The following is a 23,400-nucleotide window of genomic DNA, read 5'->3' on the forward strand; positions in this document are numbered from 1 at the left end:
GTGATCGGATTCGAGAACGTCCGCAAGGAGTACCCGGGCGGGACGCTCGCGGTGCAGGACTTCAGTCTCGAGATCGCCTCCCACGAATCGGTGGTGCTGGTCGGCACATCCGGCTCCGGCAAGACCACGCTGATGCGGATGATCAACCGCATGGTCGCCCCCACCTCGGGACGCGTCCACATCGACGGGGACGACGTGGCGGAGCTGGACCCGGTGCAGCTGCGCCGCAGCATCGGCTATGTCATGCAGGCCTCCGGCCTCCTCCCGCACCGCACCGTGCTGGACAACATCACCACCGTGCCCGTGCTGCGCGGCACCACCAGGCGCGAGGCCCGCACCCGCGCCCACGAGCTGATGCAGACCGTCGGCCTGGACGCCGCCCTCGCCGAGCGCTACCCCTCCCAGCTCTCCGGCGGTCAGCAGCAGCGTGTGGGCGTGGCCCGCGGCCTCGCCGCCGACCCCAACATCCTGCTGATGGACGAGCCCTTCGGCGCCGTGGACCCGATCGTGCGCCGTGAGCTCCAGCAGGAGCTGCAGCACCTGCAGCGCGACCTGCGCAAGACGATCGTGTTCGTCACCCACGACATCGACGAGGCGTTCCTGCTCGGCGACCGGGTGGTGATCCTCAAGCCCGGCGGGATCATCGCGCAGGTGGGCACCCCGCAGGAGATCCTCGCCGACCCTGCCGATGAGTTCGTCTCCAGCTTCGTCGGCGCGGAGCGCGGGGCCCGCACCCTGCACCTCGAACGGCTCGACGGCCGCGACGTGGTGGTCGATGCCGACGGTCGGCCCGCCGGCGTGCTCGCGGCGAGCGGTGCCCAGCCGGCCGGTGAGGGCACGGCGGACGAGCCGACGCGGGAGCGGTCCTCGTGACCTGGGTGCTCGAGAACCTCGACGTCATCGCGGGCTACACCGGCGCGCACCTGCTGCAGGCCCTGCCCCCGATCCTGGTGGCCTTCCTGCTCTCGTTGCCGCTGGCCAAGCTCGCGAACTCCCGCGGCTGGCTGCGCACCTCGGTCACCACCACCTCCTCCCTGATGTACGCGATCCCGTCGCTGCCGCTGTTCGTGCTGCTGCCGGGGCTGATCGGCACCGGTGTGCGGAGCCCGGCGAACATCATCATCGCCCTGTCGCTGTACGGGCTCGCGCTGATGGTCCCCACCGCCTCGGACGCCTTCCGCTCGGTGAGCCGTGACGTGCTCGGCTCCGCCACCGCACAGGGCTACGCGCCGCGGGCGCGCTTCGTCCAGGTCGAGCTGCCGCTGGCCGGTCCCGCGCTGCTGGCCGGGGTGCGGGTGGTCGCGGTGAGCACCATCTCGCTGGTCACCGTCGGCGGCGTGCTCGGAGTGCCCAGCCTGGGCATGCTGTTCGTGGACGGGGTGCGGCGCGGGATCGCCGCCGAGATCGCCGCCGGGATCGTCGCGACGGTTCTGCTCGCCCTGCTCACCGACGCCCTCCTGGTGCTGCTGGGCCGTGCGACGATGCCCTGGACCCGTCGGCAGGAGGTGGGCAGCTCATGACCGGCAGCCCCTTCCTCGACTCCCTGCGCTGGCTCGGGGACCCCGCCCACTGGACGGGCGCTGACGGCATCCCGCTGCGCACCCTCGAGCACCTCGGCTATACCGCCCTCGGCGTGCTGGTCGCGGCGCTGCTGGCCGTGCCCGTCGGCCTGTACGTCGGCCATTCGGGACGATTCAAGGGCATCGCCGTCGCGGCGGCCGGCGCCGCCCGCGCCCTGCCCACCCTGGGCCTGGTGACCCTGTTCGCGCTGCTGGTGGGCATCGGCCTCACCGCCCCGCTGCTGTCCTTCGTGATCCTCGCGATCCCGTCGCTGCTGGCCGGGGCCTACACCGCCGTCGAATCCGCGGACCCCGCCACCGTCGACGCCGCCCGCGCCCAGGGCATGACCGAATGGCAGATCCTCACCCGGGTGGAGATCCCGCTGGGCATGCCGCTGCTGGTCGGCGGGTTCCGCGGGGCGACCGTCCAGGTGGTGGCCACCGCCATGCTCGCCGCCTATGTGGGCAGCGGCGGCCTGGGTCGCTTTATCTTCCAGGGGCTGGGTTCCCAGAACTACCCGCAGATGATCGCCGGTTCGCTGCTGGTGATCGTGCTCGCCCTGATCCTGGACCTGTCCCTGCTGCTCGCGCAGCGACTGACCGTACCGGCCGGGGCGAGAGCCTCGTGACCTGCCGCCTGTCCGCTTCCACCCCAGGAGATCTCCCATGACCATCCACAGCACTCGTCGTCACCTGCTCGGCGCTCTCGGCGCCGGCTCTCTCGCTCTCGGCGCCGCGGCCTGCGGCAGCTCCGACCCCTTCGACGAGGGGGGCGAGGAGGGAGGCGGCGCCTCCGACGGCGGCTCCGGTGCCGGCACCCTCGCCATCGGCTCCCAGGCCTACTACTCCAACGAGATCATCGCCGAGCTGTGCGCCCAGGTCCTCGAGGCCGAGGGATTCACCGTGGACCGGCAGTACCAGATCGGCCAGCGCGAGGTGTACATGCCCGAGCTCGAGAACGGGTCCCTGGACCTGCTGCCCGAGTACCTCGGCAACCTGCTCCAGTACTACGACTCCGAGGCACCTGCCGCCAGCCCCGAGGAGATCCACGGCGCGCTCGCCGAGGCCCTGCCCGAAGGACTGCGGGTGCTCGACTTCGCCGAGGCCTCCGACCAGGACTCCTACACCACCACCTCCGACTTCGCCTCCACCCACTCGCTCACCACGATCGGGGACCTGGCCGGTGTCGACGAGGATCTGAAGATCGCCGCCAACAGCGAGTTCGAGGTGCGCCCCTACGGCCCCGAGGGGGCGAAGGAGATCTACGGCGTGGACATCTCCGTGGTGCCGGTCGAGGACTCCGGCGGCCCGCTCACCGTGCAGGCCCTGCTGGACGGCGACGTGCAGCTCGCCGACATCTACACCGCCAATCCCGCCATCGCCGAGCATGATCTGGTGGTGCTCGAGGATCCGGAATCGATGATCCTCCCGCAGAACGTGGTGCCCGTGGTCACCGAGAAGATCGACGAGACCGCCGCGGCCGCGATCAACGGCGTCATGGCCCAGCTCAGCGCCGATGATCTGGTGGAGCTGAACCGCCAGAGCGTCGTGGACCAGGCCAGCAGCGCGGACATCGCCACCGGCTGGCTCACGGAGAAGGGACTGCTGTGACCAGAGTCGTCGTCACCGGGGCGACCGGCAGGATCGGCGGACAGGTCGCACGACTGCTGGCGGCGGCGCCCGAGGTGGAGCTGCGGCTGGTGGGGCGCAGCCTGCACCGGGCCCCGCAGCTCGAGGGGGTCGAGGCGGTGCGGGCCGACTTCTCCGATGCCGCCGCGTGCCGTGAGGCCTTCGCCGGGGCGGATGCCCTGCTGCTGGTCTCCGCCGGTGAGGCCGCCGACCGCCTCGCCCAGCATCGCACCGCGATCGATGCGGCGGTCGACGCCGGCGTGGGGCACGTCGTCTACACCTCGTTCCTCGGCGCCGGGCCCGAGGCCGGGTTCACTCTCGCCCGCGACCACGGCGCCACCGAGCAGATGCTGCGTGACTCGGGCCTGGCCTGGACGTTCCTGCGGGACAGCTTCTACGCCGACGTGCTGCTCGACTTCGCGGGCGAGGAGCGGGTGATCCGCGGCCCGGGCGGCACCGGCCGCTGCGCCTTCGTGAGCCGACGCGACGTGGCCGAGGTGGCCGCGCGGATCCTGCGCGAGGCCGGCCCCTGGGCCGGGCGGAGCCTGGACCTGACCGGCCCGGTCTCCGTCTCCCTCGCCGAGGCCGTGCTGCTGATGACCCGAGCCCGCGGCGAGGAGTACGAGTTCGTCGACGAGACCCTCACCGAGGCACGCGCCTCGCGCGCCTCGTACGACGCGCCGGACTGGCAGGTGGAGGCCTGGATCAGCACCTATACCGCGATCGCCTCCGGGGAGCTGGATGTGGTCAGCGACGACGTCGAGCAGGTGCTGGGCAGGGCGCCCCTGAGTGTCGAGGAGTCCGTCACCGATCCGCTGTGACCAGGGACGGTGACCGGACGGTCGACCCGCGAATGACATCTCGCGGCTCTCGCGGCAGGGTGGGAGCCATGAACAGCAACCAGACCCACCTGACCGTCACCCGCACCGTCGACGTCCCCGCGAAGGATGTGTTCGATCTGCTCACGCTGCCGGCCCGGCACCACGAGTTCGACGGCTCCGGCATGGTGCGCAATGCCGACGACACCGAGCGGATCGACAAGGTCGGCGAGAAGTTCGTGATGAACATGCACCAAGAGGCTCTGGGCGGCGACTACCGCACCCACAACTTCGTCACCGCTTACGACGAGAACAAGATGATCGGCTGGCAGCCCGCCGACGAGGCGGAGGACGGCACCGCGCCCACCGAGCCGGTGGGCTGGGAGTGGCTGTACGAGCTCAAGGCCCAGGGTGCGGGCTCCACCGAGGTGTCCCTGACCTATGACTGGTCGAAGGTCACCGACCAGAAGGTGCTGGAGCGCATCGGATTCCCGTTGATCCCGCAGGAGGATCTCGAGCAGTCGCTGAACCTGCTCGCCGCGGCGGTCACCAAGCCCTGAGCGGGCGCGCTGCGAGCCCTGGCGGGGGCGCCCTCCGGGCCCGGAGCGGGCGCGCTGCGGCGTCGACCGGGTTGCCGCGCGCGCTCGGCGTGCGGTCGCCCGCAGGCACGAAGTCTGTCAGGATTCCCTACAGGCGGCGATGAGGCCGCAGCCCGACCACGAGGAGGTCAGTCATGGCAGACGGATCCGTTCTCCCCGCCGACAGCCCGGTCCCCGACGAGATCGTGCGCAGCGCGCTGATCCACGCCACTGCCGAGAGGGTGTTCGCGATCATCCACGAACCGGGATGGTTCATCAACGACGGCGAATATCGCGAGCACAAGATCACCCGTCAGGGGGCGATCACCCAGGTGGTCGACCCGGTGCACGGCAGCTTCCAGCTCGCGATCGAGGCCCGCGAGCCGCCGAACCGGATCAGGTTCCGCTGGCTGGGCGGTGGCCTCGGCGCGATCTCCGACGCCCCGAACAACACCGTCGAGTTCATCATCGACCCCGCCGGGACCGCGAAGCGCAATCTGGTGAGGCTCACCGTGCGCGAGCGCGGCTTCGCGAAGCTGGGGCTGGACGAGGCCGTGCGCCGTCGCAACTTCGAGGAGAACTACCGCGGCTGGGAGCAGCAGCTGCGAGTGGCCCGGGAGCTCGCCGAGGGGGGACCCCGCACGTCCGACGAGCAGTGAGGGCCGCTCGCGGTCCGTCCCTGCCGCACTGCAGGTGAGCGGTCTATCCTCGAGGGATGGGCAGGGTCACCGAGGCGACACGGATCCGCACCGTCCGGGTGCGTGAGGGCAGGCTGTACGCGGGCCGCAAGGGCGACCGCGTGGCGGTCGAGGAACCGCTGGACATCCGGCTGAACGGGCAGCAGCTCTCGCTGACCATGCGCACCCCCGGCCACGACGTCGAGCTCATCCACGGCTTCCTGCACGGCGAGGGCCTGATCTCCCACCGCGAGGACATCCGCGAGGCCCGCTACTGCGACGGGGCCGTGATCGATGACGGGACCGGCTTCGCGCAGAACACCTTTAACGTCATGGACTTCACCACCTCCCGCCCGCAGCTGCTGCCGCTGGTGAGCAGGAACTTCTCCGCCGGCTCGGCCTGCGGGGTGTGCGGCGCCGAGAGCATCGACGCGGTGCGGCGGAAGTCCCGCCACGTCCTGGAGAGCGACTGGCAGATCGATCCCCGCCTCATCCTCGCCGCCGCCCGCGGCCTCGGCGGGAAGCAGGCGGTGTTCGCCCGCACCGGGGGAGTGCACGCCGCGGCGCTCGTCGACCTCTCCGGGAACCTGCTGGTGGTGCGCGAGGACGTGGGCCGCCACAATGCGGTGGACAAGGTGATCGGCTGGGCACTGCTCGAGGAGCGGCTCCCGCTGCGCGACTGCTTCCTGCTGGTCTCCTCCCGTGCCAGCTTCGAGATCGCCCAGAAGGCCTGCATGGCCGGGATCCCCCTGCTGGCCTGCGTCTCCGCGGCGAGCTCCCTGGCGATCGAGACCGCCGAGGAGTTCGGGCAGACCCTCCTGGGTTTCACCCGCGCGGCCGAGGACGGCGACGGGCGGATGAACGTCTACACCCATCCCGAACGGCTGGACCTCGCCGCGGCGGAGGGCTGAGTGAGGTGCCCTGGATGCGGACGGTCTCCGAGCGACCAGATAATGCCGCGCAGATCGGCGAGTTCGACCTCGCCGGACCTCCGCGCGCGCTCGCGCTCTAGGGTCTCCGCGCCTCGAGGAGGTCTTGCGCGAGTATCGCCACGCTCTCGGAGACGGACGCCGGGTCACCGACCAGCTCTTCGGCGGCGCCGGCCATGACTGATCCGCGCGCACCTGCTCCTCTCGCGAAGAGCACGCCGAGGTGGTCGAGCGCCTCACGTGTCACCTCTGCACCGGCACCGCTGCCGAGCAGTCGGGCGATCGCATCCAGGAAGACCGGCGTCTCGACTGCCCTCAGCAAGCGGTAGACATCGTGGGCGTCCTTGTTGTCCTGCCTCGACGGAGCACCGAGTCGGTCATGGATCTTGTGGAGCTTGGCCACCAACAGCGCGGCCGGTCCGGCCACGGACGCGTCGAACTGCCGGGGGTCTGCCACAGGATCGAGCGCCCGGATGGTCATCGTGGAGTTGTCGATCAACGTTGCCTCGATGCCTCGCGCCCGCCGCATGGAATGCGAGCCGTGTGGCGGCACTCGAACTCCGCGTCGCCCGGCTCCGGCTACCGCGTCCGGCACCATCAGGTCGACCGGCACTCCGTGCGGGGAGATCCATGAGCCGATCGCGCTCGGCCGAGGATCCGGTGCAAACCCGCCTGCGCTCATCGCTTCCTCTACCAATGGATCAGAGCTCAAGAAGTCTGGATTCACCGCGACGTCGCCGTCGGTGGTGAACTCGGCCAGGGCGATCTCCGTCCCTCCTGTGTGCAGGTAGACGGCTTGGGCGCCGATGATGACGAGGGCATCGAGGTGGGTCTCCAGCGCTTCCAGCGCGTCGAGCAGCCCGAGCCGCGCCATCGTCACTTCATCAGGCACGGCGCCAGCACTCCTCGTTGGCCTTCATCCACTCGATCAGGAACTCGCCTTCAGCAGGTTCGCGACCCGGTCCGTTCAGCAGGTCTGCCGCCACTTGTGCGGGGGCAGCCACGGGGTAGCCGCTTTCAGTCGTCACGGAGTTCTGAAACGGCACCTCCCCGGCAGACCTGGGCTCCAGCAGGAGGACATTGGGGGCAGTTGCGTTCGGCCGGAGGCCCCATTGCTCGCTGGCCTCTTGGATCGACGAGACGTAGACGTACGCGGCCTTGGCAGGTGCATAGGTCGCCCATTCCTTCGCGGCGATGGAACCGGTGACGGTGATGTGGGACGTGGACTCCTCGGCGATCTTTGCGAGGAAGTAGTCGACGCCACGCGGCTCGATGAACGCCATCACGCGATTCGTGGTCTGGAAGGCTGCGTCGGCGCTCCACGCACGCAGCAGCCGCTCCCAATCGGTGACCTGATAGCGCTTGTCAACTTTGACGACCAGATCTTCCCGCTCCAGGTACTCCAGCACCCGATATGAGGCACCGCTGGAGGCCCCCGAGGCCGACATGAGCTCGCGCACGGTCCAGTCACGGCGGTAGTCCAGCAGTGCACGAGCAACCCGAGCCGCAGGCTCGCCTTTGAGCGTTCCTTGCGGCCGCCCCTTGCGCCAGGGATCCCGACCCTGACCCTGCGAGGAGATGAACACGGCGGGGGAGCCGACCACGAGGCGCAGGTTGCCGGTGGCGTCGACGTAGGACAGGCCCTCGTCGGTGAGGGCGTCGCGCACCGAGGGGGACAGATAGCGTGCCGCAACGACAGGAGTGTCGGTTCGTTGCGTCATCATGCTTCGCAGCTGCGAAGCAACCCGCTCTACGTCCCGGCGTTCCAGAACCTGCCTGACCTCGGCGACCAGGCGTGCGGAGCGTCCGTCCGGGGCGCCGATCGTGATGATCGCGTCAGGGTGGTGTGGCCCTCGACTCGGCACGACGGCCCCGGCAGCCGTCCATCCCTGCGGTAACCGCTCGCGCACCGAGGTGACGACGATACGTGCGACTTCGTCTCTGGTGGGTGCATCACGTGTTGCCATCGTGGGCACTCCGTTCGCGTATGTGCACGACCCCGCTGCCGACGGGTTCTAGGTAGTACCTGAATATCTTAGCAGAGCTGTTCGGGAAAAGACGGCAACCCGGTGGCAGCGGAACATCGCCGTTTCCCGAACATGCCCGACGTTGGGCCGGGCGGAAAGACGCATCGGGTCGACCTGCCGTGGCAGTCCATCCAGGTCATGCACGGCGGTCTGGCCGACGTTCGGCCGAGGCCAGCGGCAGGGCTGAAGAGCGACGAGGCGGGCTCGCCGTGCAGGGATGATCCGAGGTGACGGTACTGTCGCCTCGTGACTGCAGAGAACATCGCCCGGTTCTGGGCCGACGTACGCTCCACCCTCCTCAGCCGGCCTGTCGGCGGGGGCGCCATCACTCTGGAGCTGCCGGAAGAGCCGCCCGAGGCCTGGGCTTTCGGTGCGACCCCGGAGCACGCCGACGGTCTGCTCGCTCTCGTGCTCGAGGGCACCAAGACGGGGACGGCATCGTCGCTCGCGGACTGTGACGCAGAGGGCGAGTCGATCCCGGCGATCGGTGACCTCTCGATCATCCTCGACGGCGCCGAAGCGCCCCGCGCAGTCCTCGAGGTCACGGCCATCGACGTGTTGTCGTTCGAAGATGTCACCGAGGAGCACGCCCACGCCGAGGGCGAGCATGATCGGACGCTCGCCTCCTGGCGCAGCATCCACGAGTCCTTCTGGCGCGAGCACTCGGCTCAGGGTTTCGCGCCGGATATGCTCGTGGCCTGCGAACGCTTCCGGGTGATCTTCCCCGTGACCGATGCTCGGCGCTGAACCGACCCGGCACCCGCGGTCCGCCCGCGCCGTGCCGCTGAGCGCGCGCTGAGGCCGAGGAGGTGTCTCGTGGGTGATCCCCTGCTCGCGGTACTCGATGAAGCCCGGAGATCCTCCGGCGAAGAAGCACCCGGCCCGGTGGTCAGGGAACGTCCTGCTGATGGCTCTGAGCTGAGGATCGTCCACAGCGCGTGTCCGGCGGTGGACCTCCCGGCGGTGATCCACCGTGAGCTCGAACTCGCCAGGGAACTCGAAGCGGAGTTCGAATGGAAGCTCTACGGTCATGACGAACCCCCGGGACTGGCCGCGGCGCTGCGGGCAGCTGGCTTGGAACCGGAACCGCGGGAGGCGGTGCTGGCGCTTGATCTCCGTGCCCTGCCGGCGACCATCACGGAACGGCTTGAACAGGTCCACGAGGTGAGCTCGGTGAACGTCGCAGGGCTTGCCGACTACGAACGGATCTCGATCGAGAGCGGCCGCAAGAACGCCCAGCTGGAGCGGGCGAGGCTCGCCGCGTCGCTGACCGCCGAGCCTGAGGGATTGCAGGTGCATGTGGCGTACCGGGATGGCGTCCCGGTGTCCGGCGGCAGGCTCTACCTTGCAGATCACGGGATGGCTGAGCTGGCCGGTGGCAGGACGGTACCAGCGTACCGGCGTCGGGGATACTTCACGGCGACCGTGCTGAGCCGGATCTCGGCCGCGATCACTGCCGGGGCGCAGACGCTCTGGGTTGATGCGCTGCCGTCTTCGGCGCCGATCTTCCGCACGCTCGGTTTCGCCGTCGTGACGTGGACCGAACCCTACCTGCTGCCCGGCTCCGCGGACTCGGAGTGACCATGCCCATGTCCGGGCGCCCCGCGCAGGTCAGCGCAAGGCGAGGAGGCTCGCGGCGGTGAGCTCGTCGACGACCACGTCGGTCGCGACACCCGCGCGCAGGGCGGCCCGCAGGGGGAGCGCCTTTCGGGATCCCGAGGCCACCAGCAGGCGCCGTGGGATCCGCGCCAGCCGGTCCGGGGCGGTGCCCGAGCCGCGCTGGTTCATCGCGATGTCGCGGTAAGTGCCGTCGGCCCGCAGGAACACGGTGCACACGTCCCCGACCGCCCCATCGACCCGCAGCGAGCTCAAATCCTCGCGGGTCAGATAGTTGTGGGTGTAGACGTGGCTGGGGACCTCCGCATCGAAGGCGCCCACGCTGAACACGGCGACCGTGGCCTCGCGCTGCGTCGCCAGCACCCGCTGCACCGAGCGCTCATGCCACATCGCCTCCCGCGTCGTGGCGAAATCGAAGAAGGCCGGCACCGGGAACTGGTGCACGGTCGCATCCCACCGCGTCGCCGCCCGGGCGAGCACCGTGGCGATATAGGTGAGCCCCGAGCCCTCGACGTTGATGGCACCGTTGAGCTGCACGATCCGCAGCCCCGGGACCGGGCGCGAGCGGACCGCGGCGAGCAGGGCCGCCATCGTCGTGCCCCAGGCGATGCCCAGGGTGGTACCGGGCTCGAGCATCCCGTCGAGCAGCGCGCCGCCCGCCGCGGCGACCGTGCGCAGCCGTTCGCGCTCGTCATCGCCCGGGGCGGCGGGCACCACGTGCACCTGCACCCCGTACAGCCGGGATATCCGCCGGGCCAGGTCCTCGACCCGGTGCGCCTCGGGCGGGCGCAGGGAGATCGCCACCAGCCCGGCCTCGCGGGCATCGCGCAGCATCCGGGAGACGGTCGAGCGCGACACCTCGAAGCGCCCCGCGATCGCCTCCATCGTCTGACCCTCCTCGTAGTACATCCGTGCAGCCGTGAAGAGGGCGTCGAGGCGGGAATCGCGGTTCATGGGCACCAGTCTTGCACGTTCGTGCATCCAGCTTGCGCTGCTCTGCACGCCGGTCCCAGGATGGCGGTCACCCCGGCCCCGGCCGACGCGACGCGTCCCGGTGCGGAAGACCCGGGTCCAGCAGGTGTCGATGCGAAGGAGCAGCCAGGTGTCCGATCAGCAGCGGTCCGCCCTCACCCCCGCGGGCCGGGCGGAGCATCTCTCCCGCCTCCGCGCCGCCACAGCGGAGGAACCCCTGGACGTGCTCGTCGTCGGAGGCGGCGTGAACGGCGCCGGTGCCGCCTTCGACGCGGCCACCCGCGGCCTCTCCGTCGGGCTCGTCGAGACCCATGACTGGGCCTCCGGCACCTCCTCGCGCTCCTCCAAGCTGATGCACGGCGGCCTGCGCTACCTGCAGATGCTCGACTTCTCGCTGGTCGCCGAGGCGCTGCGTGAGCGCGACCTGCTGCTCACCCACACCGCCCCGCATCTGGTCAAGCCCATCAAGTTCGTCTTCCCCTTCTTCAAGAAGGTCGTGGACCGCGCCTTCATCGGCTCCGGCGTGATGCTCTACGACGCGATGCAGTCCATCGGGCGCAAGCGCGCCGTGCCCATGCACCGCCACCTCCTGCACGACAAGATGCTCGAGGTCTTCCCGGCGCTGGACGGCGAGAAGGCCGTCGGCGCGCTGGAGTACTACGACGCGCAGGTGGATGATGCCCGCTTCGTGATGATGCTGGTGCGCTCCGCCGCGGAGCACGACGCCGCGGTCGCCAACTACACCACCGTGATCGAGTACCTCCACGAGGGCGCTCGCGTCGTCGGGGCGCGGGTGCGCGACGAGGAGACCGGCGAGGAGTTCGACGTCCATGCCCGCGAGACGATCCTCGCCGGCGGTGTCTGGACGCAGGATCAGCAGGAGCTGGCCGGGGCCGATGCCGGCCTCGAGGTGCTCGCCTCCAAGGGCATCCACATCACCATCGCCCGCGAGCGGATCCCTGCCGTGCCGGACACCGGCATCATCACCCAGACCGAGAAGTCGGTCCTGTTCATCATCCCCTGGGACGAGTACTGGGTCATCGGCACCACCGACACCCCCTGGACCCAGGACCCGCGGGACGTCGGCGCGACCGCCGAGGACATCGACTACGTCATCGAGCACGCCAACGCGGTGCTGAAGGAGGACCTCCACCGCGAGGACGTGATCGGCGTCTACTCCGGTCTCAGGCCCCTGCTGCAGCCGGTGAAGAAGGGCAGCAAGGACGGCGGTTCGACGAAGGTCTCCCGCGAGCACACCGTCATGGAGGTCGAGCCCGGCCTGACCGCGATCGCCGGCGGCAAGTACACCACCTACCGGGTGATGGCCGAGGACGTCGTCGACTTCGCGATCAAGGACTCCCAGCCCGGCCGTCCCAGCCTGACCCGCTCGATCCCCGTGATCGGCGCCCAGGGATACCAGGCCCTGGTGCGCGACAAGCAGGAGATCGGCCGACGGTACGGCTTCGACGAGATCCGCGTGGATCGCCTGCTCTTCCGCTACGGCGCACTGCTGAGCGACGTGCTCGCCCTGATCGACGAGGACCAGAGCCTCGCCACCCCGCTCGAGCACGCACCGCGCTACCTGCGCGCCGAGGCGCTGTACGCGGTGCGCGCCGAAGGTGCCCGGCACCTGGCCGACGTGCTCGAGCGCCGCACCCGCCTGGACTACGAGACCCGTGATCGCGGGGTGGCCGCGGCGGACGAGATCGCCGCGCTGCTGGCCGGAGAGCTCGGCTGGGACACCGCCACCGTGCAGCGCGAGGTCGAGACGTACCGCGCGTTCATCGAGGCGCGACTGGCCGGCGAGACCACCGCATCGGATGCGGAGGCCGCCGCCCGGATCGCGAGAGTGCCGGAGGTGCCCGACCAGCACTGATCGGACGCCCGCCCGCCCCTGGCCGTGACGCGGCCGGAGCCGGCGCTGCCTCACCCTGCAGGCATCCGCCTGCAGGACGACCGCGGACGACGTCCGCACCTATCCCTGGATGCCACCGGTCCCGCATGGAAGCGGGGCCGCTCGATGAGGAGGCCGCATGGCAACCATCTTCCTGTACGAAATCGCCGGCACGGCGATGCTGACCCTGCTCGGCGGCGGTGTCGTCGCCAACGTGATCCTCGGCAAGACCAAAGGCAATGCCGGCGGTTGGCTGCTGATCAACTTCGGCTGGGGCCTCGCGGTCTTCGCCGGCGTCTACACCGCCTACAAGACCGGCGCGCACATCAACCCGGCGGTCACCGTGGGTCTGCTGGCCAGTGGGGCTCCCGAGTACGCCCCCGGCATCGCGGTGAACTTCGGCAACACGATCGCCTACTTCCTCGCCGAGCTGATCGGTGCCTTCATCGGTGCCGTGCTGGCCTGGCTCTCCTACAAGAACCACTACGACCACGAGACGGACGCCGGCACCATCCTCGGCACCTTCTCCACCGGGCCCGAGATCCGCCACCGCGGCTGGAACCTGGTCACCGAGATCATCGCGACCTTCGTGCTGGTCTTCATCATCGTCATGTTCGGCAACACCCCCAGCGGGCTCGGCCCGCTGGCGGTCGCCCTGCTGGTGGTCTCGATCGGTGCCTCCCTCGGCGGGCCCACGGGCTACGCCATCAACCCGGCCCGTGACCTCGGACCGCGCCTCGCGCACGCCATCCTGCCGATCCCGCACAAGGGGGGCAGCGACTGGGGCTACTCCTGGGTCCCGATCGTCGGCCCGCTCATCGGCGGCGCCCTCGGCGGCCTCGTCGGCGCGGCGCTCTGAGACCATCGTCACCACTGGCATGCACCACCGCACACCGCTCATCACCACGAAGGAGTTCCGATGACCGACCAGCAGTACATCCTCTCGATCGATCAGGGCACGACGTCCACCCGCGCGATCGTCTTCGACCATGACGGACAGATCGTCTCCACCGGCCAGAAGGAGCACGAGCAGATCTTCCCGAAGTCGGGATGGGTCGAGCACGACGCCCTGGAGATCTGGCGCAACACCCGCTCCGTGGTCGGGGAGGCCCTCACCGGCGCGGACATCAACCGCCACCAGCTCGCCGGCGTCGGCATCACCAATCAGCGCGAGACCACGGTGGTGTGGGACAAGAACACCGGCGAGCCGGTCCACAATGCGATCGTCTGGCAGGACACCCGCACCCAGAAGATCTGCGACGCGCTCGCAGGCGACGAGGGTGCGGACAAGTACAAGGAGCGGGTGGGGCTGCCGCTGGCGACCTACTTCTCCGGCCCGAAGATCAAGTGGATCCTCGACAACGTCGACGGGGTGCGCGAGCGGGCAGAAGCCGGTGACCTGCTGTTCGGCAACACCGACTCCTGGCTGGTGTGGAACCTGACCGGCGGCAGCAACGGCGGCGTCCACGTCACGGACGTCACCAACGCCTCGCGCACGATGCTCATGAACATCGACACCCTCGACTGGAACGAGGACATCGCGAAGGACATGACCGTCCCGCTGTCGATGCTCCCGGAGATCCGCTCCTCCTCCGAGGTGTACGCCAAGGGCCGCAAGAACGACCTGCTCATCGACACTCCGATCGCCGGCATCCTCGGCGATCAGCAGGCCGCGACCTTCGGCCAGGCCTGCTTCGAGATCGGCATGGGCAAGAACACCTACGGCACCGGCAACTTCATGCTGGTCAACACCGGCGAGGACCTGGTCCACAGCGAGAACGGGCTGCTCACCACGGTCGCCTACAAGATCGGCGACCAGAAGGCGGTCTACGCCCTCGAGGGCTCGGTCGCGGTGACCGGCTCGCTGGTGCAGTGGGTGCGCGACAACCTCGGGCTCATCAAGGACGCCCCCGAGATCGAGACCCTCGCCAAGGAGGTCGACGACAACGGCGGCCTGTTCATCGTCCCGGCCTTCTCGGGCCTGTTCGCCCCGCACTGGCGCTCCGACGCCCGCGGCGCGATGGTGGGCATGACCCGCTTCCACAACAAGTCGCACATCGCCCGTGCGGTGCTGGAGGCCACGGCCTTCCAGTCCCGTGAGGTGCTGGACGCGGCGATCGCCGATGCGGAGTCCGAGGGCGTCAAGCTCACCGAGCTCAAGGTTGACGGCGGCATGGTCATGAACGAGACGCTCATGCAGTTCCAGGCCGACATCCTCGGCGTGCCGGTGGTGCGTCCGAAGGTCATCGAGACCACCGCGCTCGGCGCCGCCTACGCGGCCGGCATCGCGGTGGGCTTCTGGGACGGCGAGCAGGACGTCATCGACAACTGGGCCGAGGACAAGCGCTGGGAGCCCGCGATGGACGTCGAGACCCGCGACCGCTACATGCGCCTGTGGCGCAAGGCCGTCGAGCGCACCCTGGACTGGGTCGACGACGACACCGAGGCGCTGTACGGCTGATCGACGAACTGCGGGCGCGGCGCGGTCGGTGAGGGACGAGCCGGCGGCGCGGCGTTCGCGGGAGGAGACCAGCGAGTCGGGCCGGGCCTGATCGACGCTCGCTCCTCGAGATGTGCGCGTGAGAACCAGAAATGGTCCTCACGCGCACATCACTGTGCGGTCACCGGGCAATTCGGGCAGATGGGACGGGCTTTCGGGGTGCCCGTGAGCGGGTGGAGATGATCACGACAGATGTCACCTTCCGGCAACAACCCTGCTCGGAGCGCTGTGATCGGCGTCGCCGAGGCGTATGGTCGATGCCACCCTGGTCCCCGGGTGCCCTCGGGCGCCCCGTCGGTGACCGGTTCGGCCGCTGTCGTCCGACCAGGGTCATCGCGCGCTGTTTCCGCGGGGCCCTCTCGAGGCTCGGTGTCACTCGCGCGACCTGGTGACACCGTCCCTCCTACCCCGTGACTCCCCATCCACTTCCCCTGAGATCGGAGCCTCCTCATGGATCTCGTCTTCAAGATCATCGCCCTGGCCGTCTATTTCGGCGCCATGATCGGTATCGGCCTGTACGCCTTCAGCAAGACCTCGGACGGCGAGGACTACATGCTCGGCGGGCGCCAGCTGCATCCGTTCACCGCCGCGCTCTCCGCCGGTGCCTCCGACATGTCCGGCTGGCTGCTGATGGGCCTGCCCGGTGCCCTGTACATGGGCGGACTCGTCGAGGCGTGGATCGCCATCGGTCTCACCGTCGGCGCCGGCCTGAACTGGTACTTCGTCGCGCCGCGACTGCGCCAGTACACGCAGATCGCCGGTAACTCGATCACCGTGCCGAGCTTCTTCGGCAACCGTCTGCACGACCGCACGAACATCCTGCGCGTCGCGGCGGGTGTGATCATCCTGGTGTTCTTCACCTTCTACGTCTCTTCGGGCATGGTCGCCGGAGGCGTGTTCTTCGAGTCGACCTTCGGCGGCTCCTACGTGACGGGGATGCTGCTGGTCGCCTGTGTCACCATCCTGTACACGCTGTTCGGCGGGTTCCTCGGTGCCAGCTACACCGACGTCGTCCAGGGCATCATCATGATGATCTCTCTGATCGCGGTCCCCGTGGTCGCGATGTTCGTGGTCGGTGGCCCCATGGCCATGTTCGAGTCCGTGCGCGAGGTCAACTCCACCTTCGGTTCCCTGACCGCCGGCGGTACCTTCATCGGCATCGTCTCCTCGGCCGCCTGGGGCCTGGGCTACTTCGGCCAGCCGCACATCATCGTCCGCTTCATGGCGCTGCGCTCCTCCCGCGATGCCAAGTACGGTTTCGTCGTCGGCATGTCGTGGATGATCATCTGCGTCCTCGGCGCCGTGTTCACCGCCCTCGCGGGACTGGCGTACTTCCAGCAGAACCAGGACGCGGTCCTCACCGACGCCGAGAACGGCGAGTCGGTGTTCCTGGACCTCGCACAGCTCCTCTTCCACCCGGCGATCGCAGGCTTCCTGCTGGCCGCGGTGCTGGCGGCGATCATGTCCACGATCTCCTCGCAGCTGATCGTCTCCAGCTCCGCGCTGGTCGAGGACCTCTTGGGCGGCATCGGCATCAAGCTCAGCGCCAAGGGCGCCCTGTGGGGCGGACGCATCGGCGTGCTCGCCGTCTCGGTGATCGCGCTGATCCTGGCCCTGAACCCGGACAGCTCGGTGCTTGGCCTGGTCGCTTTCGCCTGGGCCGGGTTCGGCGCCGCCTTCGGCCCGATCGTCATCCTGTCGCTGTTCTGGCGCCGGCTCACCACCGCCGGTGCCGCAACGGGCATGGTCGCCGGTGCCGCGGTCGCCTTCATCTGGGGCCAGTTCGCCCCGGACGTCGCCTGGAACCTGTTCGGCGGCCAGCACCTCTACGAGATCATCCCGGGCTTCCTGGTCTGCCTGGTGCTCGCGATCGTGGTCAGCCTCGTCACCCCCCGGCCGTCTGCGAAGGCGATGGAGGAGTTCGACGACATGCTCGAGTCGTTCCGCTCCGGCGAGGCCCGAGACCGCTCGGCCGAGAACGTCGCGGCGACGGGTGCCGGCCCCACGGCCTGACCCGTCCCCACTGCATGAACCCCCTGCGAGCCCGTGAACTCGGTGCTCGCAGGGGGTTCGGCATCTCGCAGGCGCCGGCCCCGCGCCGCGGACTGGTGACGGCAGAGCCGCGCCCGCGGGCCGGGGTCAGTCGCCGAAGACCAGCTCCTCGGCCGGGCCGCGCACCCCGGGGCGAGCCGCGAACAGGGAGCCGGCCGCCGGGTCCTCGCCCTCCGCGAGGTTCTCCCGGCTGGTGGTGATGAACAGGGTCCCGCGATCCTCGCCGCCGAAGGTGCAGGCGGTGACCTGCCGGGCGCCCACGGCGATCCGCTCGGCGACCCTTCCGTGCTCGTCCAGCCCGAAGACCTGGCCCCCGGAGTGCATCGCCACCCACACGTTCCCTGCGGCATCGAGGCAGAGCCCGTCGGGATCGCCGTCCTCGGCGGAGAGATCCGCGAAGGGGCGGCGACCGACGAGGCCGTCCTGGTCGGACCAGTCGAAGACGTCCACCCGCCCGGTGGGGGTGTCCACGTAGAACGCCCGCGCACCGTCGGCCGAGAAGGCGAGACCGTTGGAGATCGTGAGGTCGCCGAACAGCCGGGTGGTGGTGCCGTCGGGCAGCAGGCGCCACATCGCGGCCCCGCCGGGGCGCTGGTCATACGCCATCGAGCCGCACAGGAACGAGCCGTCCGGTGCGATCGCGCCCTCGTTCATGCGCACGTCCTCCTCCCACAGCGGGGGGAGCTCGGTGATCGAGCCGTCGGCGTCCTCGAGCGCGAACCCCTTCTCGACCGCGAGCACCGCCCCGCCACCGGCGGCAGGCCGTACGCAGGCCACCACGGAGCTGGGCGTGGGGATCCGGGCCACGGCGCCCTCCGGTGCCTCGGTGGCCAGGGGCCGACCGGCGGTGGTGCCGGAGCCGACGATGCCGGAGGGATCCAGGTGCAGGAGGTCGCCGGCGAGCATGTCCACCCAGCGCAGACCGCCCCAGGTGTCGGACCAGTACGGACCCTCGGCGTGGTGGCAGAGCGAGTCAGTGATGCGATCGGCGAGCATGGGAGCCTCCGGTTCCGGCGCGAGATGCGGACGGCCGACGGGGAAGCGTCGGTGGGGCCACCGTACGCGGTGCGGGTGCGGGTGCGGGTGCGGGTGCGGGCGGGGTCCGGGCCCGTCCAGTGCGCTGAGGTGGGGCCGCGGGGGTCGGAGCGCGTCGAGCCCGGAGGGTGCAGCAGCTGGCAGCGCGCATCCGCACTATGACTCGGGCCGGGCCCGGGCGAGCGGGACAGGTCCGGGCGCCGGGGCGAGCCGCGCGGGGTTCAGAAGGTGCCGGACCGCCCGCCTACTCCGCCAGCGCCTTGCCTCGCTGCTCGGGCAGGGTGAAGGCGGCGGCCGCGGCCAGGAGGAAGAAGGTCGAGAAGGCGGCGAAGACGAACACCTGCCCGCCGGCGACCAGGAACACCGGTACCAAGAATGGCGCCGCCATCGAGGCGATGCGCCCGAAGGCGGCGGCCGCGCCGGTGCCCGTGCCGCGCACTCGGGTGGGATAGAGCTCCGGCCCGATCGCGTACAGCGCACCCCAGGCGCCGAGGTTGAAGAAGCTCAGCGCGCAGCCGGCCGCGAGGATCATCCATTCCGTCTCTGCGAGGCCGTAGAAGGAGGCGGCCACGGCCGAGCCCGAGAGGAAGACGGTCAGCGTCCAGCGCCGCCCGAACTCCTCGATCAGCCAGGCCGCCACCGCGTATCCGGGGATCTGGGCGAGGGTGATGACGAGGGTGAAGGTGAAGGAGCGGGTGAGATCGAAGCCGCGGTCCACCAGCAGCGTCGGGATCCAGATGAACGCGCCGTAGTAGGACAGGTTGATGCAGAACCACACCGCCCACAGGCCGGCGGTGCGGGCGCGGAGGGGCCGGGACCAGATCCCGCCGGTTCCCTCGATCGGGTCCGCGGCCGGGATCGCGGTGGTGGCGTCTGCCTCGACTCGGGCCGCGGCGGGGGTGCGTTCTGCGCTGTCTGCGCGCTCCGCATGCTCTGCACGCTCCGCGCCGGCTGCGGGGGCGGCAGGCGACGGGGCGTCGAGCCCGGCGGAGGCCTCGAAGCTGCGCACCACGCGCTCCGCCTCCTCGGTCCGTCCCTGCTTCTCCAGGAAGCGCACCGATTCGGGCATCCCCAGCCGGATCACCAGCGAGTAGACCGCGGGCACCAGGCCGACGGCGAGCGCCCATCGCCAGCCGGTCGGCCCGGAGGCGGCGACGAAGGTGCCGATCACAGCGGCGAGGATCCAGCCCAGCGCCCAGAAGGCCTCGAGCCAGACGATCACGCGGCCACGGATCCGGGCCGGGGCGAACTCGCTCATCAGGGTCGAGGCGACCGGCAGTTCGGCGCCGAGGCCCAGGCCCACGATGAAGCGCAGCACGATCAGGGCGCCCACACCCATCGCCAGCGCCGAGGCGCCGGTGGCCAGGCCGTAGATCAGCAGCGTCAGGGCGAAGACGGAGCGGCGACCGATGCGGTCGGCCAGCAGGCCGCCCACGCTGGCGCCGATCGCCATCCCGGCGAATCCGGCCGACGCGATCAGCGAGCCGTCGGCCTTGCTCAGCTCCCAGTGGACGCTGAGGGCCGCGATCACGAAGGAGATCAGGCCGACATCCATCGCGTCCAGCGCCCAGCCGATGCCGGAGGCGCCCAGCAGCCTGCCGTGCCTGCGGGTGAAGGGCAGGCGGTCCAGGCGCTGCGACCTGGTCAGCGGACCGTGGGCCGGGAGCGGTGTCTGCGGCGTGGTGGTCGAAGAGCTCATCGTCATCTCCGTCGACGGGTGATCGGGTGGGGCACATCATGGCGCATTCCGCGCTGCGGACCTGAGGTCCGGCTCACAGCGGATCGCCGTGCGGGGCGACCGACGCCCCTCCACTCCTGGTCAGCATGAGAAAAAGCCTGAGGTCACAGATGGGTTGCGGATCGCGCGGACCCCACCGGCAGATCCTCCGCCGTCGGGTTCAGCGCCGCGGGTGCGTCACCATGTCCACCTCGGACTCGCCGCGCAGCACCGCCAGGGCGCGCTGGACACGGGAGGCGCCCCAGGGCGAGAGCAGATGCGCCTCGGACTCGGGGATCAGCGCCCAGTCGTCGAGCTCTGCGGCCTCCGGCACCACGGTGGCCTCCAGCTGGGCGCGGGGGATCACGCCGGCGTCGAAGAGGAAGTGCACCCCCATCGGCGCGCTGCGCACCGCACTCGAGGGCAGCCAGTCGACCGTCAGCAGCCGCCCCACCTCGAGATCGAGTCCGAGCTCCTCGAGCACCTCCCGCCGGGCGCACTGGCGGGCATCCTCACCCGCGTCGACGCCGCCGCCCGGCAGCAGCCAGTGGTCGCGGTAGTTCGGCTTCTCGATCACCAGGTGGTCGTGCTCGTCGCGCAGGATCACGGCGCCGGAGGTGATGACCTTGGGCAGGGTGGCGAAGTAGGCGGGGTCGGGCAGCAATCGCGGCATGGGGACATGGTGTCATCGTCGTGTCGGGAACAGCGGCTGCATGCGCTGAGGCGTCGACCGCAGGGATGGGGCCGCTCGGGTCGCGACCGCGGGGCGGGGACCGCTGCGGCGCCGCGCGCTGCGGTCGCGCCCTCAGCGGGGGCTGCTCGGCACCGCCACGAAGCGCAGCCCGGTCCCCGTCGCCGCCTGCGCCAGTGCATCCAGCCCCTCGCGGGTGACCACCGCGATCACCGGGTAGCCGCCGGTGGTGGGATGGTCGGGACCGAAGACGACGGGCGATCCCGACGGCGGCACCTGGATCGCGCCGGGCCTCATCGGTTCGCTCGGCGACGACCCGGAGTCCGAGGGCGCGGTGAGCGGGTCCCCGTCCAGGCGTACCCCCACCCGGTCCGAGTCCGGGCGCACGGTCCAGGTGGTGGCCAGCAGCTGCCTGAGGGTCGCCGCGCCGAGCAGCGCGTCCCGCGGGCCGGCGTGCACCGGGACGTCGAGCACGGCCGGGGAGGTGTGATCGAGCAGCGTGGCATCCTCGCCCCGGACCGGCGTGGGAACGGCGTCCAGCCTCTCCTCGGGGCCGACGAGCAGCAGGTCCCCGGCCACGAGCGGTGCCGGTCCGAGCGCGGAGAGCGTGTCCCGGGACAGGGAGCCGAGCACGGCACCTGCCGCCCCCACCCCGCGCAGACCGCCGCGGACGGCCAGCACCAGTCGCAGGCCCTCCGTCACCGGGCCCAGCTCGAGCCGGTCCCCGGGGTCGAGGGCGATCGGCAGCTCGTGGCTCTCCTCCGGGCTGAGCTCGAGGTCGGTGCTCTCCGGGTCGGCCCGGTGCAGCACCAGCGGTGCCCGGGCTCCGGAGACGGCGATGACCGTCGCGGCCCGCGCCTGCAGCCGCAGCGGGCCGGCCACGATCTCGAGCACCGCTGCCGCGGTCGGATTGCCCACGGCGAGGTTCGCCCGCAGCATCGCCCCGCGGTCGAAGGCACCGGAGCAGCTCACCCCGCTCGCCGCCCGGCCGGGTCGACCGGTGTCCTCGAGCAGGGTGAGGGGGCCGGGGGCGAGGACCTCCAGCGCGGGCTGTCCGCTCGTCGGCGCCCCCGCTGCCCCTCGACGCCTGCCCCGCCGTCCGGGGACGGCGGCCGCGTCGCGCGCGACCTGGGTGAACGCGGCTGTGCGGGCGGAGGCCCGGGCCGTCGGACGCCGGGGGGTGAAACGCACCCGTGTGCCGGGGGTGAGCAGCGCGGGCGGTTCCCGGTCCACGTCGAACAAGGAGACGTCGGTGCGCCCGATCAGCTGCCACCCGCCGGGGGAGGAGCGCGGGTAGATCCCGCAGTAGCGGGCGGCGAGGCCGACGGCGCCGGCAGGCACCTCGGTGCGCGGCTCGGCCCGGCGGGGCACCTCCCATGGCGGGCCGACGGGTCGCGCGGGGTCGGTGGGCGCGTCCGGCAGCAGGTAGGCGAAACCGGGCGCGAATCCACCGAAGGCCGCGGTCCACGTGGCCGCGCTGTGCGCGGTGATCAGCGCCTGCGTGCTGATCTCCAGCAGCTCGGCGACCTCGGCGAGATCCTCGCCGTCGTAGACGATGTCCACGCTGACCTCAGCGTTCGCCTCCTCCTGCGTCGCGGCTCCGGGGAGGTCGCGCAGCAGGGCGTCGAGGACCGGCAGATCCTGGGCGGCGCTGCCCACCAGCAGGAGCGTGCGCTCGGCAGGGACCAGGTCGAGCAGAGTCGCCGGGGCGAGCTCGCCCACCGCGGCCGCTGCGGCGAGCACGGCACGGGTGTCGGGGTACTCGGCCAGCAGTGCGACCTCTCCGGCGCGGTGCACCGCCAGCGGCGGCTCGAGACGGTCGGAGCGGTCGCGACGGACCCGACGCGGAGTGCGGTCCGGGCCCCGAGTCACAGCGCTGCCCCGAGGTGCACGCCCGCCTCTTCCAGGTGGGAGCGCACGGTGCGGGCGAGCTCCACCGCGCCGGGGGTGTCCCCGTGCAGGCAGAGGGAGCGGACCGGGAGGTCCACCCAGCTCCCGTCGGCGGTGCGGACCCCGTGAGCGGTCGCGATCGAGAGCGCCTGTGCGGCCACTTCCGCGGGGTCCGTGAGCACTGCGCCGGGGGTGCCGCGCGGGGTGAGGGTGCCGTCGGGGAGATAGGCGCGGTCGGCGAAGCCCTCGAGCACCACGGCGATCCCGGCCTCCTGCGCGGTCTCCACGGCCACGGCGCCGGGCGCGACGACCAGCGGCAGGTCCCCGAGCTCCTGCACTGCGCGCACCACCGCTGCGGCCTGTGCGCCGTGATGGGCCAGGGCGTTGTACAGCGCGCCGTGGGGCTTCACGCCCCGCACCTGCGCGCCCTCGGCCCGGGCCATCGCCTGCAGCGCTCCGACCTGCACGACCACCTGGTCGGTGAGGTCGGCGGGGGCGATGTCGAGGAAGCGTCGGCCGAAACCGCCCAGGTCCGGATAGGCGACGTGCGCGGTGATCGTCACGCCGTGAGCAGCCGCGGCGCGGGAGGCGGCGCGCATCGTCCGGCCATCCCCGGCGTGCCCGCCGCAGGCGATGTTCGCGGTGGTCACCACCTCGAGCATCGCGGTGTCATCACCCATCGACCAGTCGCCGTATCCCTCCCCGAGGTCGGCGTTGAGATCGAGCAGCGGCAGCGGGGCGGTCATCGGGGGATCGGCTCCTTCGCGCGGCGGGCGGTGCTCCCCATTGTCGCCCCTGCCGGGCCTGGCCGCACG

22 protein-coding genes are annotated in these 23,400 nt (G+C 70.8%); 14 read left to right on the forward strand and 8 right to left on the reverse strand.

Translation table 11 applies throughout. The features are described 5' to 3' along the window. The 8 genes from CFK38_RS03800 (at position 1) to fdhD (ending at position 6,172) form a co-directional block, all read left to right on the forward strand. On the forward strand, positions 1 to 873 hold the full coding sequence (locus CFK38_RS03800) for an ABC transporter ATP-binding protein (protein ID WP_096801881.1): 873 nt from the start codon (positions 1 to 3) through the stop codon (positions 871 to 873). Continuing rightward, positions 870 to 1,520, forward strand: a complete 651-nt coding sequence (locus CFK38_RS03805) for an ABC transporter permease (protein WP_096801882.1) — start codon at positions 870 to 872, stop codon at positions 1,518 to 1,520. The genes CFK38_RS03800 and CFK38_RS03805 overlap by 4 nt, the downstream gene beginning before the upstream one ends. Continuing rightward, positions 1,517 to 2,188, forward strand: coding sequence for an ABC transporter permease (locus CFK38_RS03810; RefSeq protein WP_096801883.1), 672 nt, complete (start codon positions 1,517 to 1,519; stop codon positions 2,186 to 2,188). Before CFK38_RS03805 ends, CFK38_RS03810 begins: the two co-directional genes overlap by 4 nt. 37 nt (positions 2,189 to 2,225) lie before the next feature. Continuing rightward, entirely contained in the window at positions 2,226 to 3,170 is a 945-nt protein-coding gene (locus CFK38_RS03815) for an ABC transporter substrate-binding protein (protein ID WP_096801884.1), read from the forward strand. Then, the gene (locus CFK38_RS03820; protein ID WP_218192341.1) at positions 3,167 to 4,009 is read left to right on the forward strand and encodes an SDR family oxidoreductase; all 843 of its coding nucleotides are present in this window, start codon (positions 3,167 to 3,169) and stop codon (positions 4,007 to 4,009) included. Before CFK38_RS03815 ends, CFK38_RS03820 begins: the two co-directional genes overlap by 4 nt. A gap of 68 nt (positions 4,010 to 4,077) precedes the next feature. Beyond that, entirely contained in the window at positions 4,078 to 4,566 is a 489-nt protein-coding gene (locus CFK38_RS03825; RefSeq protein ID WP_096801886.1) for an SRPBCC family protein, read from the forward strand. 173 nt (positions 4,567 to 4,739) lie between these two features. Next, positions 4,740 to 5,243 (forward strand): SRPBCC family protein, encoded by a 504-nt coding sequence (locus CFK38_RS03830; protein WP_096801887.1) that lies wholly within the window; start codon positions 4,740 to 4,742, stop codon positions 5,241 to 5,243. A 56-nt stretch (positions 5,244 to 5,299) separates the two neighbouring features. Beyond that, the gene (fdhD, locus tag CFK38_RS03835; RefSeq protein WP_096801888.1) at positions 5,300 to 6,172 is read left to right on the forward strand and encodes a formate dehydrogenase accessory sulfurtransferase FdhD; all 873 of its coding nucleotides are present in this window, start codon (positions 5,300 to 5,302) and stop codon (positions 6,170 to 6,172) included. A 97-nt stretch (positions 6,173 to 6,269) separates the two neighbouring features. Here fdhD and CFK38_RS03840 read toward each other — a convergent pair whose 3' ends face one another. Next, on the reverse strand, positions 6,270 to 7,082 hold the full coding sequence (locus CFK38_RS03840) for a hypothetical protein (RefSeq protein WP_245851213.1): 813 nt from the start codon (positions 7,080 to 7,082) through the stop codon (positions 6,270 to 6,272). Next, positions 7,075 to 8,157 (reverse strand): hypothetical protein, encoded by a 1,083-nt coding sequence (locus CFK38_RS03845; RefSeq protein WP_157773341.1) that lies wholly within the window; start codon positions 8,155 to 8,157, stop codon positions 7,075 to 7,077. The genes CFK38_RS03840 and CFK38_RS03845 overlap by 8 nt, the downstream gene beginning before the upstream one ends. Positions 8,158 to 8,463: 306 nt before the next feature. Between CFK38_RS03845 and CFK38_RS03850 the strand changes: the two genes are divergently transcribed. Both CFK38_RS03850 and CFK38_RS03855 read left to right on the forward strand, forming a co-directional pair. Next, positions 8,464 to 8,964, forward strand: coding sequence for an ASCH domain-containing protein (locus CFK38_RS03850; RefSeq protein ID WP_096801890.1), 501 nt, complete (start codon positions 8,464 to 8,466; stop codon positions 8,962 to 8,964). 69 nt (positions 8,965 to 9,033) lie between these two features. Continuing rightward, positions 9,034 to 9,798, forward strand: a complete 765-nt coding sequence (locus CFK38_RS03855; protein ID WP_096801891.1) for a GNAT family N-acetyltransferase — start codon at positions 9,034 to 9,036, stop codon at positions 9,796 to 9,798. 30 nt (positions 9,799 to 9,828) lie between these two features. Here CFK38_RS03855 and CFK38_RS03860 read toward each other — a convergent pair whose 3' ends face one another. Beyond that, positions 9,829 to 10,788: a sugar-binding transcriptional regulator gene (locus CFK38_RS03860; RefSeq protein WP_096801892.1), complete on the reverse strand. Its 960-nt coding sequence runs from the start codon at positions 10,786 to 10,788 to the stop codon at positions 9,829 to 9,831. Between the two features lie 148 nt (positions 10,789 to 10,936). Between CFK38_RS03860 and CFK38_RS03865 the strand changes: the two genes are divergently transcribed. The 4 genes from CFK38_RS03865 (at position 10,937) to putP (ending at position 17,213) form a co-directional block, all read left to right on the forward strand. Continuing rightward, positions 10,937 to 12,682 carry a glycerol-3-phosphate dehydrogenase/oxidase gene (locus CFK38_RS03865; protein ID WP_096801893.1) on the forward strand — a complete coding sequence of 582 codons (1,746 nt, stop codon included), beginning with the start codon at positions 10,937 to 10,939 and terminating at the stop codon, positions 12,680 to 12,682. A gap of 157 nt (positions 12,683 to 12,839) precedes the next feature. Then, positions 12,840 to 13,559: an MIP/aquaporin family protein gene (locus CFK38_RS03870; RefSeq protein WP_096801894.1), complete on the forward strand. Its 720-nt coding sequence runs from the start codon at positions 12,840 to 12,842 to the stop codon at positions 13,557 to 13,559. A gap of 60 nt (positions 13,560 to 13,619) precedes the next feature. Beyond that, on the forward strand, positions 13,620 to 15,161 hold the full coding sequence (gene glpK / locus CFK38_RS03875; protein WP_096801895.1) for a glycerol kinase GlpK: 1,542 nt from the start codon (positions 13,620 to 13,622) through the stop codon (positions 15,159 to 15,161). A 489-nt stretch (positions 15,162 to 15,650) separates the two neighbouring features. Further along, the gene (putP, locus tag CFK38_RS03880) at positions 15,651 to 17,213 is read left to right on the forward strand and encodes a sodium/proline symporter PutP (RefSeq protein ID WP_096801896.1); all 1,563 of its coding nucleotides are present in this window, start codon (positions 15,651 to 15,653) and stop codon (positions 17,211 to 17,213) included. Between the two features lie 126 nt (positions 17,214 to 17,339). Here putP and CFK38_RS03885 read toward each other — a convergent pair whose 3' ends face one another. The 5 genes from CFK38_RS03885 to CFK38_RS03905 all read right to left on the reverse strand — a co-directional run bounded on the left by CFK38_RS03885 (position 17,340) and on the right by CFK38_RS03905 (position 23,331). Continuing rightward, positions 17,340 to 18,248: an SMP-30/gluconolactonase/LRE family protein gene (locus tag CFK38_RS03885; RefSeq protein ID WP_096801897.1), complete on the reverse strand. Its 909-nt coding sequence runs from the start codon at positions 18,246 to 18,248 to the stop codon at positions 17,340 to 17,342. A 283-nt stretch (positions 18,249 to 18,531) separates the two neighbouring features. After that, complete coding sequence (locus tag CFK38_RS03890) at positions 18,532 to 19,992, reverse strand: MFS transporter (protein ID WP_096801898.1); 1,461 nt, start codon at positions 19,990 to 19,992, stop codon at positions 18,532 to 18,534. Positions 19,993 to 20,185: 193 nt separating this feature from the next. Next, complete coding sequence (locus CFK38_RS03895) at positions 20,186 to 20,677, reverse strand: NUDIX domain-containing protein (RefSeq protein ID WP_096801899.1); 492 nt, start codon at positions 20,675 to 20,677, stop codon at positions 20,186 to 20,188. A gap of 132 nt (positions 20,678 to 20,809) precedes the next feature. Further along, positions 20,810 to 22,567 carry a 5-oxoprolinase subunit B/C family protein gene (locus CFK38_RS03900; protein WP_096801900.1) on the reverse strand — a complete coding sequence of 586 codons (1,758 nt, stop codon included), beginning with the start codon at positions 22,565 to 22,567 and terminating at the stop codon, positions 20,810 to 20,812. Then, positions 22,564 to 23,331 (reverse strand): LamB/YcsF family protein, encoded by a 768-nt coding sequence (locus CFK38_RS03905; protein WP_096801901.1) that lies wholly within the window; start codon positions 23,329 to 23,331, stop codon positions 22,564 to 22,566. Before CFK38_RS03905 ends, CFK38_RS03900 begins: the two co-directional genes overlap by 4 nt. Positions 23,332 to 23,400 lie beyond the last annotated feature (69 nt).

Origin of the sequence: Brachybacterium vulturis, from assembly GCF_002407185.1 — a bacterium.
In the GTDB taxonomy this organism is placed as follows: domain Bacteria; phylum Actinomycetota; class Actinomycetes; order Actinomycetales; family Dermabacteraceae; genus Brachybacterium; species Brachybacterium vulturis.

Coding starts and splice junctions, on each gene's coding strand:
- CFK38_RS03890 (WP_096801898.1), bottom strand. CDS start 19,992: ATGACGATGAGCTCTTCGACCACCACGCCGCAGACACCGCTCCCGGCC.
- fdhD (WP_096801888.1), top strand. CDS start 5,300: ATGGGCAGGGTCACCGAGGCGACACGGATCCGCACCGTCCGGGTGCGT.
- CFK38_RS03895 (WP_096801899.1), bottom strand. CDS start 20,677: ATGCCGCGATTGCTGCCCGACCCCGCCTACTTCGCCACCCTGCCCAAG.
- CFK38_RS03860 (WP_096801892.1), bottom strand. CDS start 10,788: ATGAACCGCGATTCCCGCCTCGACGCCCTCTTCACGGCTGCACGGATG.
- CFK38_RS03810 (WP_096801883.1), top strand. CDS start 1,517: ATGACCGGCAGCCCCTTCCTCGACTCCCTGCGCTGGCTCGGGGACCCC.
- putP (WP_096801896.1), top strand. CDS start 15,651: ATGGATCTCGTCTTCAAGATCATCGCCCTGGCCGTCTATTTCGGCGCC.
- CFK38_RS03825 (WP_096801886.1), top strand. CDS start 4,078: ATGAACAGCAACCAGACCCACCTGACCGTCACCCGCACCGTCGACGTC.
- CFK38_RS03870 (WP_096801894.1), top strand. CDS start 12,840: ATGGCAACCATCTTCCTGTACGAAATCGCCGGCACGGCGATGCTGACC.
- CFK38_RS03885 (WP_096801897.1), bottom strand. CDS start 18,248: ATGCTCGCCGATCGCATCACTGACTCGCTCTGCCACCACGCCGAGGGT.
- CFK38_RS03845 (WP_157773341.1), bottom strand. CDS start 8,157: ATGGCAACACGTGATGCACCCACCAGAGACGAAGTCGCACGTATCGTC.
- CFK38_RS03905 (WP_096801901.1), bottom strand. CDS start 23,331: ATGACCGCCCCGCTGCCGCTGCTCGATCTCAACGCCGACCTCGGGGAG.
- CFK38_RS03830 (WP_096801887.1), top strand. CDS start 4,740: ATGGCAGACGGATCCGTTCTCCCCGCCGACAGCCCGGTCCCCGACGAG.
- CFK38_RS03815 (WP_096801884.1), top strand. CDS start 2,226: ATGACCATCCACAGCACTCGTCGTCACCTGCTCGGCGCTCTCGGCGCC.
- glpK (WP_096801895.1), top strand. CDS start 13,620: ATGACCGACCAGCAGTACATCCTCTCGATCGATCAGGGCACGACGTCC.